This window comes from Frigoribacterium sp. Leaf263 (assembly GCF_001422285.1).
In the GTDB taxonomy this organism is placed as follows: domain Bacteria; phylum Actinomycetota; class Actinomycetes; order Actinomycetales; family Microbacteriaceae; genus Frigoribacterium.
On record NZ_LMMO01000004.1, the window covers coordinates 637,262 to 652,992 of the forward strand.

The 15,731-nt window shown below is 70.2% G+C and carries 14 protein-coding genes and 1 tRNA gene; 5 read left to right on the plus strand and 10 right to left on the minus strand.

Annotation, left to right across the window (positions count from 1 at the left end):
- Positions 1 to 242: 242 nt before the first annotated feature.
- Positions 243 to 1,448, minus strand: coding sequence for a galactokinase (gene galK, locus ASF17_RS12290; RefSeq protein WP_055800196.1), 1,206 nt, complete (start codon positions 1,446 to 1,448; stop codon positions 243 to 245).
- Positions 1,445 to 2,548, minus strand: coding sequence for a galactose-1-phosphate uridylyltransferase (galT, locus tag ASF17_RS12295; RefSeq protein WP_055800199.1), 1,104 nt, complete (start codon positions 2,546 to 2,548; stop codon positions 1,445 to 1,447). The genes galK and galT overlap by 4 nt, the downstream gene beginning before the upstream one ends.
- Positions 2,549 to 2,627: 79 nt before the next feature.
- Between galT and ASF17_RS12300 the strand changes: the two genes are divergently transcribed.
- On the plus strand, positions 2,628 to 3,536 hold the full coding sequence (locus ASF17_RS12300; RefSeq protein WP_235476596.1) for a DeoR/GlpR family DNA-binding transcription regulator: 909 nt from the start codon (positions 2,628 to 2,630) through the stop codon (positions 3,534 to 3,536).
- Positions 3,533 to 4,501 carry an aldose 1-epimerase family protein gene (locus ASF17_RS12305; protein ID WP_082475329.1) on the plus strand — a complete coding sequence of 323 codons (969 nt, stop codon included), beginning with the start codon at positions 3,533 to 3,535 and terminating at the stop codon, positions 4,499 to 4,501. Before ASF17_RS12300 ends, ASF17_RS12305 begins: the two co-directional genes overlap by 4 nt.
- A gap of 275 nt (positions 4,502 to 4,776) precedes the next feature.
- Here ASF17_RS12305 and ASF17_RS12310 read toward each other — a convergent pair.
- Positions 4,777 to 4,852 (minus strand) — tRNA-Lys (locus ASF17_RS12310).
- A 117-nt stretch (positions 4,853 to 4,969) separates the two neighbouring features.
- Here ASF17_RS12310 and ASF17_RS12315 point away from each other — a divergent pair.
- The 3 genes from ASF17_RS12315 to ASF17_RS12325 all read left to right on the plus strand — a co-directional run bounded on the left by ASF17_RS12315 (position 4,970) and on the right by ASF17_RS12325 (position 7,703).
- Entirely contained in the window at positions 4,970 to 5,599 is a 630-nt protein-coding gene (locus ASF17_RS12315; RefSeq protein WP_055800202.1) for a hypothetical protein, read from the plus strand.
- Positions 5,600 to 6,234: 635 nt separating this feature from the next.
- Entirely contained in the window at positions 6,235 to 6,828 is a 594-nt protein-coding gene (locus ASF17_RS12320; protein ID WP_082475330.1) for a sigma-70 family RNA polymerase sigma factor, read from the plus strand.
- The gene (locus tag ASF17_RS12325; protein WP_082475331.1) at positions 6,825 to 7,703 is read left to right on the plus strand and encodes an anti-sigma factor; all 879 of its coding nucleotides are present in this window, start codon (positions 6,825 to 6,827) and stop codon (positions 7,701 to 7,703) included. The genes ASF17_RS12320 and ASF17_RS12325 overlap by 4 nt, the downstream gene beginning before the upstream one ends.
- Before the next feature lie 160 nt (positions 7,704 to 7,863).
- Here the strand turns inward: ASF17_RS12325 and pstB are convergent, their stop codons facing one another.
- The 7 genes from pstB to ASF17_RS12360 all read right to left on the minus strand — a co-directional run bounded on the left by pstB (position 7,864) and on the right by ASF17_RS12360 (position 15,706).
- Positions 7,864 to 8,643 (minus strand): phosphate ABC transporter ATP-binding protein PstB, encoded by a 780-nt coding sequence (gene pstB / locus ASF17_RS12330; protein ID WP_055800203.1) that lies wholly within the window; start codon positions 8,641 to 8,643, stop codon positions 7,864 to 7,866.
- A 23-nt stretch (positions 8,644 to 8,666) separates the two neighbouring features.
- Entirely contained in the window at positions 8,667 to 9,773 is a 1,107-nt protein-coding gene (gene pstA, locus ASF17_RS12335; protein WP_055800206.1) for a phosphate ABC transporter permease PstA, read from the minus strand.
- On the minus strand, positions 9,773 to 10,735 hold the full coding sequence (gene pstC, locus ASF17_RS12340; RefSeq protein ID WP_055800210.1) for a phosphate ABC transporter permease subunit PstC: 963 nt from the start codon (positions 10,733 to 10,735) through the stop codon (positions 9,773 to 9,775). The genes pstA and pstC overlap by 1 nt, the downstream gene beginning before the upstream one ends.
- Before the next feature lie 107 nt (positions 10,736 to 10,842).
- Positions 10,843 to 11,937, minus strand: a complete 1,095-nt coding sequence (locus ASF17_RS12345) for a phosphate ABC transporter substrate-binding protein PstS (protein ID WP_055800215.1) — start codon at positions 11,935 to 11,937, stop codon at positions 10,843 to 10,845.
- Positions 11,938 to 12,203: 266 nt separating this feature from the next.
- On the minus strand, positions 12,204 to 13,145 hold the full coding sequence (locus ASF17_RS12350) for an NUDIX hydrolase (RefSeq protein ID WP_055800218.1): 942 nt from the start codon (positions 13,143 to 13,145) through the stop codon (positions 12,204 to 12,206).
- On the minus strand, positions 13,142 to 15,310 hold the full coding sequence (locus ASF17_RS12355; protein ID WP_055800221.1) for an RNA degradosome polyphosphate kinase: 2,169 nt from the start codon (positions 15,308 to 15,310) through the stop codon (positions 13,142 to 13,144). Before ASF17_RS12355 ends, ASF17_RS12350 begins: the two co-directional genes overlap by 4 nt.
- A gap of 177 nt (positions 15,311 to 15,487) precedes the next feature.
- Positions 15,488 to 15,706 (minus strand): hypothetical protein, encoded by a 219-nt coding sequence (locus ASF17_RS12360; protein ID WP_200913480.1) that lies wholly within the window; start codon positions 15,704 to 15,706, stop codon positions 15,488 to 15,490.
- Between the last annotated feature and the right edge of the window lie 25 nt (positions 15,707 to 15,731).

Here is a 15,731-nt window from a genome sequence, read left to right on the forward strand (position 1 = left end):
GTTCGTGGCGGCGTGGTCGGCACCACGCCAGGAGGTGGACGCGACGCCATGGTTAAACCGGGCGTCGTGTCCACAACCTGCGCTGGCGCGATCGTCGCCCCGGCGCTGGCCCGCCCTGGCTACGCCGCCACGTTTAAACCGGGCGTCGTGTCCACAACCTGGCGCTATAGCGCCCAGCGCCCAGCGCCCAGCGCCCAGCGCCCAGCGCCCAGGGCTCAGCGCCCAGCGCCCAGCGCGCGGGGCTACGCGTCGCGGCGGGCACCCTCGGCGGCGGTCACCGTGAAGACGGTCGGTGCAGCGTGTCCCGCCTGGGCGAACGCCTCGACCACGGCCTGCTCGATCGCGGCCCGCGACTCGCTCGGCACGAGGGCGATCGCCGAGCCGCCGAAGCCGCCGCCCGTCATCCGCGCGCCGAGCGCACCGTTCGCCTGGGCCGTCGCGACCGCGAGGTCGAGCTCGGGCACGGAGATCTCGAAGTCGTCGCGCATCGAGACGTGCGAGGCGTCGAGCAGGTGCCCGATCGCTCGTGCGCCGTCCGTGCGGAGCGTGCGGACCGTGTCGAGCACGCGCTGGTTCTCGGTCACGACATGGCGGACGCGGCGGAAGGTCTCATCGTCGAGCACCTCCCCGGCGCGGGCGAGGTCGTCGACGTCGAGGTCACGCAGCGACGTCACCCCGAGGGCGGCGGCGCCTCGCTCGCAGGAGGCGCGGCGGTCGACGTACCCGCCGGTCGCGTGAGCGTGCTCCACCCGCGTGTCGACGACGAGCACCTCGAGGCCGGCGGTCGCGAAGCCCAGTTCGACGACGTCGGCGTCGAGGCTGCGGCAGTCGAGGAAGACGCCCGAGTCGAGCCGACCGAGCAGCGACGCCGACTGGTCCATGATGCCGGTGGGGGCGCCGACGGCCTCGTTCTCGGCGAGCTGCCCGACGGCGGCCAGCGTCGAGCGGTTGACGTCGATCGACCAGAGCTCGGCGAAGGCGAGCGCGACCGAGCATTCGAGGGCGGCCGACGACGAGAGGCCGGCGCCGACGGGCACCTCGGACTCGACGAAGAGGTCGAGCCCGGTCGCCGTCGACAGGTCGATGCCCGTGGCGTCGCCGCCGGCGGCGGAGAAGGCGGGGGAGTCGGCGCGGGTCGGGGCGATCGAGAGCGCCCAGGCGATGCCGAAGACGTAGCTCGACCAGCCCGACATGCCGGCCGGGTCGAGCGCGTCGAGCGAGATCTCGTGGACGCCGGCCTCGAACGACGACGAGACCCGCAGCAGGCGGTCGTCGCGCCGCCCCACGGTGACGGTCGTGCGCCGGTCGATGGCGAACGGCAGCACGAAGCCGTCGTTGTAGTCGGTGTGCTCGCCGATGAGGTTCACCCGGCCGGGAGCCGACCAGCGGCCGACGATCTCGGTGTCGAACACATCGGAGAACCGGCGGGGTGCGGTGGTGTCGGTCATGCTCGTTCGATCGCCTCTCTGATCAGTTCGGCCTGGCCCTCGGGGACGAGGTCGCCGATCCAGGCTCCCATCGCCGCCTCCGAGCCGGCCAGGAATTTGAGCCGGGACTCGGCCCGACGAGGCGACGTGATCTGCAGATTCAGTCGCACGGTGTCGCGGCCCACGGTCACGGGCGCCTGGTGCCAGGCCGCGATGTAGGGGGTGGGGTCGTCGTACAGGGCGTCGACACCCCTCAGGAGGCGCCGGTACATGATCGCGAGCTCGTCGCGCTCGTCCGAGGTCAGCCCGGCGAAGTCGGGCACGTGACGGTGCGGCAGCAGGTGGATCTCGATGGGCCAGCGCGCCGCGAACGGCACGAACGCCGTGAAGTGCTCGCCGGCGAGCACGACCCGCGGGCCGTTCCGCTCGCTGTCGAGCAGATCGGCGAAGAGGGTGGGCCCGTACGAGTCGATGCTGCGGAGCAGGCTCAGCGTCCGGGGGGTGACGTAGGGGTACGCGTAGATCTGGCCGTGGGGGTGGTGCAGGGTGACGCCGATGGCCTGACCGCGGTTCTCGAAGGGGAACACCTGCTCGATGCCGGGCAGCGCCGAGAGGGCCTCGGTGCGGTGGGCCCACGCCTCGACGACCGTGCGGGCACGCGACTCGCTGAGGTCGGCGAACGACCCCTCGTGCTCGGGGCTGAAGCAGACGACCTCGCAGCGGCCGACGCTTCGCCGGGTGCGGCCCATGCCGAGACGGGCGAGGTCGTCGACGCCCTCGGGGGCCTCGTCGTCGGTGAGGAGGGGCCCGAACGAGGGCGACCGGTTCTCGAACACCGCGACGTCGTACATGTCGGGGATCTCGGAGGGGTTGGCGGCCGTCGCCGGCGCGAGCGGGTCGAGCTCGGCCGGGGGCAGGAACACCCGGTTCTGGCGGGAGGCCGCGATCGACACCCAGTCGCCGGTGAGGACGTCCTGACGCATCGTCGCGGTGTCGGGGCGGGGGTCGAGCACGCGCGCGTCGGCCCGGCGGTCCGGCCCGAGGGTGGTGTCGGCGTCGTCGAAGTAGATGAGCTCGCGCCCGTCGGCGAGCACCGTGGTGCGGGTGGCGATCGACGCCATGGGGGAGCCTCCTCGATCGTGCTTCGCACAGCGGGATTTGCATTTGCGAAAGCACCTGAAAGCATACGAAAATGACGGGGTGAACGCCAACCCGAACGACGAGCAGCTTCCGGGCGAGCGACGTCGCGACCGCATCGCCGATCTCGTCGGCCGTCGCGGGTTCGTGCGAACTGCCGAGCTCGCCCGCGAGTTCCGGCTGTCGGAGGTCACGATCCGCACGGATCTCGAGAGTCTCGCGTCCGACGGTCTGCTGTCGAGGGTGCACGGGGGTGCGCTGTCGCTCGACCGGCCGGTCGTCGAGCGCCCGTTCGAAGAAGAGAGCTCGGTGGGCATCGAGGCCAAGCGGGCGATCGGGGTGACCGCCGCCTCCCTGGTGCGATCGGGCGACTGCGTCGTCATCGACGTCGGCACGACGACGACCCAGATCGCCCTGGCTCTGCTCGAGCGCGACGAGCTGCACGATGTCGTCGTCGTCACGAACGGGCTGACGATCGCGCTCGCGCTCGAGCAGGCGGTGCCGCGCTTCACCGTCATCGTGTCGGGCGGCACGCTGCGGCCCCTGCAGCACTCGCTCGTCAATCCGCTGGCGACGAGCGTCTTCGCGAACATCACCGCCGACGTCGCCTTCATCGGCTGCACCGGCGTCGACACCGCGCACGGCGCCACCAACGTGAACCTCCCCGAGACCGACCTCAAGCGCCTCATGACGCAGACCGCCCGGCGGTCGTACCTCGTGGCGGACGGCGCGAAGCTGGGCGAGGCGCATCTGGGCGTCATCGCCCCGCTCGGCACGTTCGAGGCGCTGGTGACCGCGGCGGCGGAGCCCGAGCACGTGGCGGCACTCCGGGCCTCGGGTCTGACGGTGATCGAGGCCGATCGAGACGACGACAGACTCGAACCCGAGCGGGCGGGCCCGCATCGTGCCGATCCCGGCCGGGCGCACGACGACGACACCGAGCAAGCTGGCGACACAGGAGGCGCGACATGAGCGACGCATCGACCGAGAGCCGTACGACGGGCCGGCCCCATCCGCCGACGGGTGCGCAGTACCGTCTGGCGCTCGACGAGGCCGGGCACGAGGTCTCGGCGATCGTGACCGAGGTGGCGGCGGGCATCCGCGCGCTGTCGGTCGACGGGCATGCGCTGACCGAGACGTTCGCCGAGCACGAGACCCCGCCGTCGGCGTGCGGCATCGTGCTGTTCCCCTGGCCGAACCGGGTCGACGGCGGCCGGTGGCTGCTCGACGGGGTCGAGCAGCGACTCGACATCACCGAGGTCGCGAAGGGCAACGCCAGTCACGGCCTGCTGAGGTACACCGCGTACCGGCCGGTCGCGGTCGAACGTCACGCGGTGACCCTCGGTGCGACCGTCCACCCGCAGCACGGCTACCCGTTCCAGCTCGACACGACCGTGCGGCACGAGCTGGTGAGCGACGGCATGGTCGTGACGCACACGGTGACCAACGTCGGTCGCGGACGCGCTCCCTTCGCCGTGGGCGCGCATCCCTTCCTCCGGGTGGGCGACCACGACGTCGCGACGCTGCGGGTCACCCTCGATGCGGCGACCCGTTACGAGGTGGACGAGCGGAGCATCCCGACGGGCACGACGCCGGTGGCCGGAACGTCGTACGACCTCTCGGGCGGGCCGCTCGTCGGCGACCTCGACATCGACGCCGGCTACCGCGACGTCGCGCCCGACGCCGAGGGCATCCGGCGGACCCGTCTCACGGCACCCGACGGCTGCACGACCGAGCTCTGGCAGGACGCTGCGTTCCCGTACGTCCAGGTGTTCACGCCCCGCAGCTTCCCGCGCGGCGGCGTCACCGGTCTGGCGGTCGCGGCCGAGCCCATGACGGCCCCGGCCAACGCGCTGGCGACCGGCGAGGGGCTCGTCTGGCTCGACGAGGGCGACACCTGGTCGGCCCGGTGGGGCATTCGGCGGACCCGGGGCTGACCCCGGTCGAGTCGATTCTGTCCTTTATGCGCAGTCTGGCCGTAAGGATTCCTCTGCATCGGAAATCGCGATAGCGTGTTGGCGTCCGGCTGGTTACCGGACGACAGTCGCCCGGCATGGCTGGTGGTCGCTCTTTTCCTGATCCGAATGGCGACCCCGCACGCCTGGTGCATCGTGCCCCTGGTCTCGACGCTCGCGCTGGGACCGGGGGTGCGGTCTGTCGAGCCGTGCGAGGCGACGCGCGCACGGAGACCGATGTCGATCCGACGGCGGGATGGTGGGCCCCATGGGGCTCGAACCCATGACCCGCGGATTAAAAGTCCGATGCTCTACCAACTGAGCTAGAGGCCCTCGGCGTCAACAATACGGGATCGCACACGCCGTCGCCGCCTGGTCGCCCTCCGGGTCCGCGGGCCCGGCGAGCGGCATCTCGACCGGGTGTCAGGGGTCGCGCCTATCGTTGACGCGATGTCCAGAGACTTTCACCGCCCCACCCAGTTCTCCGGCGCCGAGTTCGAGGCCTTCCAGGGCGGAGACGACCCGGCGACGATCAACCGCGTCGCCCACGAGTCGGCCGCGGCCCTCGTCGCGCGCGTCAAGAACGACCCGTCGCCCGAGATCCTCGATCGCCTCGTCACCTACACCGATCTGCACGGCATCGACGCGGTCGCCGAGCTGTGGGCCCATGCCGGCGCCCACACGCTGCCGGGCGCCCTGTGGCGCATCTACCTCGTGCGCGCGGTCATCCGGCAGAACCCGGCGGACATCACGTTCCTGTTCGAGCGCGGGGTCGAGACGTCGTCGACGATCGACCCGGTCGTGGCGGGGGCGCCGGCGCCGGCCAGCCCCGAAGAGATCCTCGAGCTCGCCGACCTCATCCTGCGGGGGGTCTTCGTGGGCGACTTCGCGACCGCGCTCGAGCGCGGCGCCGCGTTCTGCCGACTGGCCTCGGCCGGGGCGACGAGCCTCGCCGACGACCACGACTCCATCGGCTCGGATCACGCCTCCGACCTGACCCGCCGGGCCCTCCGCCTCTCCGAGCTCGGTGTCGATCTCGTCGCCTGCGCGCACCTCTGGCGCTCCGAGAGCCTCGACTGACCCCTGCCTCGCGCTGCCCGCCCGACGCAAGCCGTCAGACGGATCCTGTCGCCGATTTCGCACCCGGCGAACGCCGAGGCGAGCACGCGATCCAGCGGGTAACATCGATCCTCGTCGGGCCGCAGTAACCCCGGGCTCCAAATTTAGCCGCTTCGAGCGGCCTCGCGCCGAGAGGCGTTTCTGCGGCCCGGCACCCTCGTCTCAGGACCGACGGGGCTCGCCGTCTCCGCCGCGTCAGGGCTCGCCGTCCCCGCCCCGTCAGGGCTCGCCGTCTCCGCCACGGATGATGTGCTCCGAGACGACGCGCTCACGCGTCCGCCGCCGTGGCTCACCGGGTGTCGATCACAGATCCGCCCAATCCGCGTGCGAGCTCGTGCCGAACCATAGACGTGAGGGAACGAGCTTCCCCCGCCGGTCGGGTTCTCCCTAAGTCCCGGTCGGTGGTCCGCTCCCTCCGCGGGGCCTCCGGCGTTCTTACCATCCCAGACGGTCCGCTCCGCGGGGGGACGGTCACCTCCCACGCTGCCCGGCGTGAGTGCACAGACCGTGGGCCGACCAGGCCCGCACGACTCGGATCCGGATCGCGATCACGTTGCGATCCACCCGATGAGACGAATACGGAGGTGAACCCTGACATGCTGAAGCTCGTGACCCGAGACACCGAGATGCCCGAGGCTGCGACGCCGTCGACGCCTGATGAGCTGCTGCACAGGGTCGCCGGCGGAGACCAGGTCGCCTTCGCCGAACTGTACGACCAGACGGCACCCCGGGTGCTGGGTCTGATCAAGCGCCTCCTGAAAGACCACTCGCAGTCCGAGGAGGTCGCCCAAGAGGTGTTCCTCGAGATCTGGCAGACCGCCGCACGGTTCGACACGACGCGCGGCAGCGCTGCGAGCTGGATGCTCACCATGGCCCACCGGCGGGCCGTCGACCGCGTCCGCGCCTCCCAGGCCGGCCGCGATCGCGACCTGCGCATCGGCGTCCGCGACATGTCGCCCGAATTCGACTCGGTCACCGAGTCGGTCGAGATCCGCATCGAGCACGAGCGGGTCGAACGGGCGCTGGCGCGACTGACCGAGCTCCAACGACAAGCCGTGCAGCTCGCCTACTACGGCGGCTACAGCCACAGCGAGGTGGCGACCATGCTGGGGGTGCCGATCGGCACCGTCAAGACACGACTCCGCGACGGAATGATCCGACTTCGCGACGAGATGGGGGTTGCCTCATGACGAACCGCGACGAACCGACCGGCACCGATGGTGTCGGCGACGCGCCCGAGAACCTCTCCGGCGCCTACGTGCTCGACGCTCTGACCGACGACGAGCGTCACACCTTCGAGGAGTTCCTCGAGGGGTCAACAGACATGCAGAGAGAAGTGGCCGAATTGCGCGAGACAGCACTGTTGCTCGCTCACGCGGCACCGCCGGTGACACCTTCGGCCGAGCTGCGGAGCTCGCTCCTCGAGAAGATCGCCCGTACGGCGCAGCTGCCCCCGCAGCAGATCGTCGCCCCCGAGACCGCAGGAGGCGCGGGTGACGACCACGAGCGGGTCGCCCCCCAGCGTCGTCCCGTCCCCGAGATGGAGCCGAGCGAGACCGAGGCGCGGGTGCTGCGTCCGACCGGCGCCGCCGAGCGTCGGTGGTTCACCCGTCCCGCCGCCATCCTCGGTGCCGCAGCCGCGGCAGCGGCCCTGTTCTTCGGCGGTGGCGCCGTCATCTCGGCCGTCAGCGGTCCGGGTCAGTCCCAGGAGGCCACCGCGTCGGCTCTCGACGAGATCTACGCGGCTCCCGACTTCCAGCGCGCCGTCGCCGACGTCAGCACCGGCGGCACCGCCACCCTCGTCTGGTCGAACGAGCTGCAGCGCAGCGCGATCGTGGCCGACGGTCTGACGTCGCTGCCGGGTGACCGCACCTACGAGCTCTGGTACATCGGCGAAGACGGCGCGGTCCCGGCCGGCACGTTCGACACGACGACCGACTCCGCCGTCACCCAGGTGCTGAAGGGCGAGATGTCGCCCGGCGACGTCGTCGGCATCACCGTCGAGCCGGTCGGCGGATCCGACCAGCCGACGACCGATCCGATCGTCGCCCTGCCGAGCGCGTGACGACGAGACGATCGACCGGCCGCACCACCTGAACCACCCAGCACTGCCAGAACCGCCCCGTCGCGCGAGCGACGGGGCGGTTCTGCGTGACGCGACCACCGAGACGACGGGAGGCGCCCCACCTGCCGGTGGGGCGCCTCCTCGGCTCAGCGGGCTCGGATCAACCGAAGCGACCCGAGACGTAGTCCTCGGTCGCCTGGACGCTGGGCTTCGAGAACATCGTCGCGGTGTCGTCGTACTCGATGAGCTTGCCGGGCTTGCCCGTGCCGGCGATGTTGAAGAAGGCCGTCTTGTCGCTGACGCGGCTGGCCTGCTGCATGTTGTGGGTCACGATGACGATCGTGTACTCCTGCTTGAGCTCCTCGATGAGGTCCTCGATGGCGAGGGTCGAGATCGGGTCGAGGGCCGAGCAGGGCTCGTCCATCAGGACGACGTCGGGCGAGACCGCGATGGCGCGCGCGATGCAGAGACGCTGCTGCTGGCCGCCCGAGAGACCCGAGCCGGGCTTGTCGAGGCGGTCCTTGACCTCGTTCCACAGGTTGGCCCCCTGCAGCGACTTCTCGACGAGGGATTCCTGGTCGCCCTTGGACATGCGGCGGTTGTTCAGCCGCACGCCGGCCAGCACGTTGTCGCGGATGCTCATCGTGGGGAACGGGTTCGGGCGCTGGAACACCATGCCGACCTGGCGGCGGACGAGCACGGGGTCGACGCCGGGGCTGTAGAGGTCGTTGCCGTCGATCAGCACCTCGCCGTCGACGTACGCGCCGGGGATGACCTCGTGCATGCGGTTCAGCGTGCGGAGGAAGGTCGACTTGCCGCAGCCGGACGGGCCGATGAACGCCGTGACCGTGCGGGGCTCGATGGTGATGTTGACGTCTTCGACGGCCTTGAACTTGCTGTAGAAGACGTTGAGGTCGCGGACCTCGATGCGCTTGGACATGGTTCCTCCGGGTGGTTCCTGGCCTAGCGGCCGAGCTTGGGGGCGAAGAGTCGGGCGATCAGTCGGGCGAGCAGGTTCAGCGCCATGACGATCAGGATGAGGGTGAGCGCCGAGGCCCACGCACGGTCGATGTACGCGGCCGCGTCGGTGCCCTGGCTCACATACGAGCTGTAGGCGAAGACGGGCAGCGACTGCATGCGTCCGTCGAAGAGGTTGTAGTTCATGCTCGCCGTGAAGCCCGCGGTGATGAGCAGCGGGGCGGTCTCGCCGATGATGCGCGCGATGGCGAGCATGACGCCGGTCGTGATCCCGGCGATCGAGGTGGGCAGGACGACCTTGAGGATCGTCAGCCACTTCGGCACGCCGAGCGCGTACGCCGCTTCGCGCAGCTCGTTCGGGACGAGCTTCAGCATCTCCTCCGTGCTGCGGACGACCACGGGGATCATCAGCACGGCCAGGGCCACCGAGCCGGCGGCGCCCATCCGGACGCCCTCGCCGAAGAAGATGACGAACAGGGCGTAGGCGAACAGGCCGGCCACGATCGACGGGATGCCGGTCATGACGTCGACGAAGAACGTGATCGCGCGGGCCAGACGGCCCGTGCCGTACTCGACGAGGTAGATGGCCGTCAGCAGGCCGATCGGCACCGAGATGACGGCGGCGAACGCGGTGATGAGCACGGTGCCCGTGATGGCGTGCAGACCGCCGCCGCCCGCGCCGACCACGTTGCGCATCGACTGGCTGAAGAAGTCGGCGTCGAAGCGGCCCGACCCCGCGGTGACGACCGTGATGAGCAGCGACACGAGCGGCACGAGCGCGATGATGAAGGCGGCGCCGACGAGGGTCGTGACGACGCGGTCCTTCGCGCGGCGGACGCCCTCGACCTGCAGGGCGACGACGAAGACGAGGGCGGCGTAGAGGACCGTCCCGAGGATGATCGCGGGCACCCAGTTGAAGCCCTCGGTGACGCCGGCGGCCTGCAGCAGGGCGAAGACGACGCCCATGATGACCCAGCTGCCGAGCAGGATGACCAGCGGGGCGAACTTGGGCAGGCGACCGGTCGTCAGCGTGTTGACGGCCTGGCTCTCGCGACGCACGCCGCTCGCGGTGGGGGTGGTGGTCGTGGCCATCAGTTCGCTCCCGAGAAGGCCTTGCGGCGGTTGATGACGAAGCGCGCGATCGAGTTGACGATCAGGGTGATGACGAACAGCACGAGGCCGGTCGCGATGAGGGTGTTGATGCCGATGTCGTGCGCCTCGGGGAACCGCAGGGCGATGTTGGCCGCGATGGTCGACGAGTTCGTCGAGGTCAGGATGGCCGGGTTGATCACCAGCGCGGGCGACAGCACGAGGGCCACGGCCATCGTCTCGCCGAGCGCGCGACCGAGTCCGAGCATGGCGGCCGAGATGATGCCCGGGCGGCCGAAGGGCAGCACGGCGATCTGGATCATCTCGAAGCGCGTCGCGCCGAGGGCCAGCGCCGCCTCTTCGTGCAGCACGGGGGTCTGGAGGAACACCTCGCGGCTGAGCGCGGTGATGATCGGCAGGATCATGACGGCCAGGACGATGGAGGCGGTGAGCAGCGTCCGTCCCGTGCCCGACACCGGCCCGGCGAACAGCGGGAACCAGCCGAAGGTGTCGACCAGCCAGGTGTAGAACGGCTGGATCGCGGGGGCGAGCACGATGCTGCCCCACAGCCCGAAGACGACCGACGGCACGGCGGCGAGCAGGTCGATGATGTAGCCGAGGCCCTGGGCGAGGCGACGGGGCGCGTAGTGCGAGATGAAGAGCGCGATGCCGATGGCGACGGGCAGCGCCATGAGCAGGGCGAGGGCCGCGGCGTAGACCGTTCCGAAGGCCAGAGGGCCGACGTACTGCCAGAACGAGTCGGGGAACCCGGACAGCGAGATGTCCTCCGGGTCCGCGGTCAGAGCCGGGATGCTCTGCACGACGAGGAACAGCGCGACGGCGGCGAGGATCGCGAGGATCAGCCCGCCCGCGACGATCGTGCTGCCCGAGAAGATCCGATCGGCGGGACGACGCCGGGGTCGTGGCGCGTGGGGAGGCGCCGAGGTCGTAGCGGGGGCGGTCATCGGACGGATCCTCCGGGTGATCGGTGTTCGAGTCGAGCGGGGCGGTTCAGGCCGACGGCCCGGGAACGCACTCGGTGCGTCCCCGGGCCAGTCGTGTGCAGCGGGTGCTACTTGATGAGCTCGATAGCACCGGCGACCTGCGTCGACAGCGTGCTCGAGATCGGGGCCGAGCCGGCGGCGTCGGCGGCGACCTTCTGGCCCTCGTCGCTGGTGACGTAGCTGAGGTACGACTTCACGAGCTCGCCCTGCTCGGCGTCCTCGTAGGACTCGCAGGCGATCAGGTAGCTGACGAGCACGATCGGGTAGACGCCGGCGGCGTCGGTGGTGCGGTCGATCGCGATGGCGATGTCGCCCTCGGTGCGGCCCTCCTCCTCCGGCGACTCGTCGACGATCGCGGCGGCGGCCTCGGGGGAGAACGAGACGAACTCGTCGCCGACCTTGACCTTGACGACGCCCAGGTCGCCGGCGCGGGAGGCGTCGGCGTAGCCGATGGTGCCGGTGCCGTTGCCGACCGCGTCGATCACGCCCGAGGTGCCGGTGGCGCCCTCGCCGTCGGTGGTGGGCCAGACGCCGTCGGCCTCGGTCGTCCACACGTCGGGTGCGGTCTTGTTCAGGTAGTCCGTGAAGTTCTCGGTGGTGCCCGAGTCGTCGGCGCGGTGCACGGCCGTGATGGGCGTGCTGGGCAGGTCGACGCCGGGGTTGTCGGCGGCGATCTCGTCGGCGTCCCAGCTGGTGATCGACAGGTTGAAGATGCCGGCGATCGTGGCGGGCGACAGGTTCAGCTCGGTGATGCCGTCGAGGTTGAAGACGACGGCGATGGGCGAGACGTACGCGGGGAGCTCGACGATGCCGGTGTCGGGCGTGCAGCCCGCGAAGGTGCTCGACGAGATCTCGTCGGTGGTGAAGGGGCGGTCGGAACCGGCGAACGCCGCCGCGCCCGAGATGAAGCTCTCGCGGCCGCCGCCGGAGCCCTGGGGGTCGTAGTTGACCGTGACGCCCTCGTTGGCCGTCTGGTAGCCGGCGACCCAGGCCTCCTGAGCGGCCTGCTGCGACGACGCGCCGATGCCCGAGATCGTGCCGGAGAGGTCCGAGCCGCCCTCGGAGCCACCGGCGGAACCGCCTTCGTTGGTGGCGCAGGAGGCGAGGAGCATGGTGCCGACCGCTGCGATGGCGACGAGGCTGCCGGTGCGCTTGAGATTCAAGTGTGAGGTCCTTTGCGGGGTGGTGGTGACTGCAAGGGGCCGCTTTCCGGCCCCGGCGCGACGTTACGTCGGCTGGTTGACCACGGTCGCCCGTCTCGGTGAACGGCAGGTGAACGACGGGCCAACATCGGCACCGCCGACAGCCCGTCGCGAGCACCTCGGGTAGGGGGCCTCGAAGCGGCGCCCGCAAGGCACCTCCGCGAGCCGTGCAGCACCGATGCCGCGCACCCCGTCGGCGGCCCCGCCCACCCCGGCGCGCGACCGGGTCAGGCCACCGGGCCGTGCGTCTCGACGGCCACGAGCGACGCGTCGTCGGTCGAGACGTGCAGCACCGTGTACTCGCCGGTCGACAACGAGGAGGCGCGGCGCAGGTCGAGCCGGTCGCCACCCTTGGTCGCGAGGGCGATCTGGCGGATCAGCTCGGGCAGCACGGGACCGTGGCTGCAGAGCACCGCGGTCGTCCGCTTCTTGAGTCGTTTCGCGACCACGCCCTGGACGTCGTCCGACCCGCGCTCGAAGCTGTCCTGGCTGATGGCGTCCGTCTGCTTCACCCCGACCCTGGTCAGGGCCGACAGCGGCTCGAGCGTGGCGAGGCAGCGGGCCGCCGTGCTGCTGACGATGCGCTGCGGCGCCCAGGCGGCGATGCCGGGCGCGATCGACTTGGCCTGTCGGCGACCGGCGGGCAGCAGGGGTCGTGTGGCGTCCGAGCCGCTCCAGTCGCCGGGGGCGGTGGTCTTGGCGTGCCGCAGCGCGACGAGTGCGAAGGTGCGGGCGCGCTTCGTGGCGACCCGATCCGCGAAGCGGGCGAGCACGTCGGCGTCGCGTTCGTAGGTCAGCTTGGCCCGGGCCTTGTCGAGGCCGACCCACTCGATCGCGCCGACCTCGCTGTTCGGGGTGAAGTCGCCGGCGGCGACGAAGGCCTCGTCGGTGACCTCGGCGGCCCAGTAGTGCACGATCTTGTCGCGGCCCCCGGGCATGACGTACTCGACGTGTCCGAGCGGCGCCCCGAGCGCGACCCGGTAGCCGGTCTCCTCGCGGATCTCGCGGACGGCCGCCTGCGGCGTCGATTCGCCGGGGTCGACCTTGCCCTTGGGCAGCGAGACGTCGCCGTGGTGGTCGCGGTGGATGAGCAGGACGCGCGCCTTGCCGTCGACGAACCGGAACAGGACGGCGCCGGCGGCGACGACGGTCGTCGGCGTGATGGTCACCGGCTGCTCCGCTTCCGCTGGTTGATCTGCTTCATGAGGGCGTTCTGCAGGTCGATCAGGGGCTTGCCCGTCTCGTCGCGCGAGTGACGCGTCCACGTGCCGTCGGCCTCGAGCCACCAGGACGCGGTCTCGTCGCTCATGGCGCTCTCGAAGAGCGAGGCGACCTCGTCGAGGTGGTTCTGCTGGGTGAGTCGGACGAGCGCCTCGATGCGGCGGTCGAGGTTGCGGTGCATCATGTCGGCGCTGCCGATGAAGAGCTGCGGGTCGCCGTCGTTCGCGAACCAGAAGAGCCTCGAGTGCTCGAGGTAGCGCCCGAGGATGGAGCGCACCCGGATGGTCTCGCTGAGACCGGGCTGACCCGGCTTGATCGTGCAGATGCCGCGCACCCAGACGTCGACGGGCACCCCGGCCTGGCTGGCCTTGTAGAGGGCGTCGATGATCTGCTCGTCGACGATGGAGTTGATCTTGATCTTGATGCCCGAGGGGCGACCGGCCTGAGCGTTCTCGATCTCGTTCTGGATCTGCTTGAGCAGACCGCGGCGCAGATAGCGCGGGGCGACGAGCAGACGTTTGAACTTCTTCTCGATGGCGTAGCCGGAGAGCTCGTTGAACAGCCGCGTCAGATCCTTTCCGACCTGGTCGTCGGAGGTGAACAGCCCCATGTCCTCGTAGATGCGGCTGGTCTTCGGGTTGTAGTTGCCCGTGCCAATGTGCGTGTAGTGCTTCAGCGTGCCCTTCTCCTGGCGGATGACCAGGGCGAGCTTGCAGTGGGTCTTCAGACCGACGAGGCCGTAGACGACGTGCACGCCGGCCTTCTCGAGCTTGCGGGCCCAGGTGATGTTGTTCTGCTCGTCGAACCGGGCCTTGACCTCGACCAGCGCGAGCACCTGCTTGCCCGACTCGGCGGCGTCGATGAGAGCCTCGATGATCGGCGAGTCGCCGCTCGTGCGGTAGAGGGTCTGCTTGATGGCGAGCACGTTCGGGTCGGCCGCCGCCTGCTCGAGGAACGCCTGCACGCTGGTCGCGAACGATTCGTACGGGTGGTGCACGAGGACGTCCTGACGGGCGATGCTCGCGAACATGTCGGGCTTCATGTTCGGCTCGGTCGGCTGCAGCTGAACGGCCGTCGTCGGCAGGTGCTTCGGGTACTTGAGGTCGGGGCGCGACATCTTGGTGATCTCGAACAGGCCGGTCAGGTCGAGCGGGGCCGGCAGCTTGTAGACCTCCTGATCGGTCACGTCGAGTTCGCGGATCAGCAGCTCGAGGGTGACCGGATCCATGTCGTCGGTGATCTCGAGACGGATCGGCGGACCGAAGCGGCGACGCAGCAGCTCCCGCTCGAGGGCCTGGATGAGGTTCTCGGATTCGTCCTCGTCGACCTCGACGTCCTCGTTGCGGGTGACGCGGAAGACGTGGTGCTCGACGACCTCCATGCCCGGGAAGAGGTCTTGGAGGTGGTTCGCGATGAGGTCCTCCAGGGGGATGAACCGCACGCGCCCCGACTCGTCGTCGGGCAGCTGCACGAAGCGCGGCAGCATCTGCGGCACCTTGAGACGGGCGAACTCCTGTCGCATGGTCTTGGGGTTGCGCACCCGCACCGAGAGGTTGAGCGAGAGCCCCGAGATGTAGGGGAACGGGTGGGCCGGGTCGACGGCCAGCGGCATGAGCACGGGGAAGATCTGCTCGGTGAAGATCTCGCGCATGCGGACCCGGTCGGCCTCTTCGAGGTCGGACCACTTCTCGACGTGGATGCCGGCCTCGTCGAGGTCGGGCTTGACGATGTCGAGGAACGCGCGCGCGTGGCGCTCCTGCAGCTCGTGCGCCTTCTTGTTGATGTCGGCGAGGACCTCGGTGGGGCCGCGGCCGACGTTCGTCGGCACGGCCAGACCCGTCGCGATGCGGCGCTTCAGGCCGGCCACGCGCACCATGAAGAACTCGTCGAGGTTGCTGGCGAAGATCGCCAGGAAGTTCGCCCGTTCGAGCAGCGGCGTGGCCGGGTCTTCGGCGAGCTCGAGCACCCGCTGGTTGAAGGCGAGCCAGCTCAGCTCCCGATCGAGGTACCGCTCGGCGGGGAGGGTGCCGTCTTCGAAGCTGACGATCTCGTCGAAGTCGTCGAGGAAGTCGGGGGTGACGCCGGCGCCGTCGACTCGGGGTTCGCTGTCCATCGTCCTATCGTGCCACCGCCCGGGCCCCTTCCGCCGCCGCCCAGGTGAACGGTGGATGACGCGGTGCGACGCTCAGGTGGGGAGGGCGTGTTCCGGCACCGCGCCTCCTGGACGACGACGTCCCACCGGAGGACATCGCCGAGGCGGTGTCGTCCGATGGGACGAGGAGGGTGCGGCCTACTTCTCCTCCTGCTTCAGCGCGAGGCCGAGGGCGAAGAAGGTGGGGGCCCAGTGGCCGATGAAGATGCCCCAGCGGTCGGACTGCGCCTTGTCGGACGAGTCCTTGCCCTGCGAGGCCGCCCAGGCGACGAGGGCGATGACGATGGAGGCGAAGCCGCCCCAGTAGGCGTGCTTGCTCTGGACGCCGAGGTCCGAGATGAATTTGACGGGGTTCATGATGATCTCCTGATGCTGCGGTCGA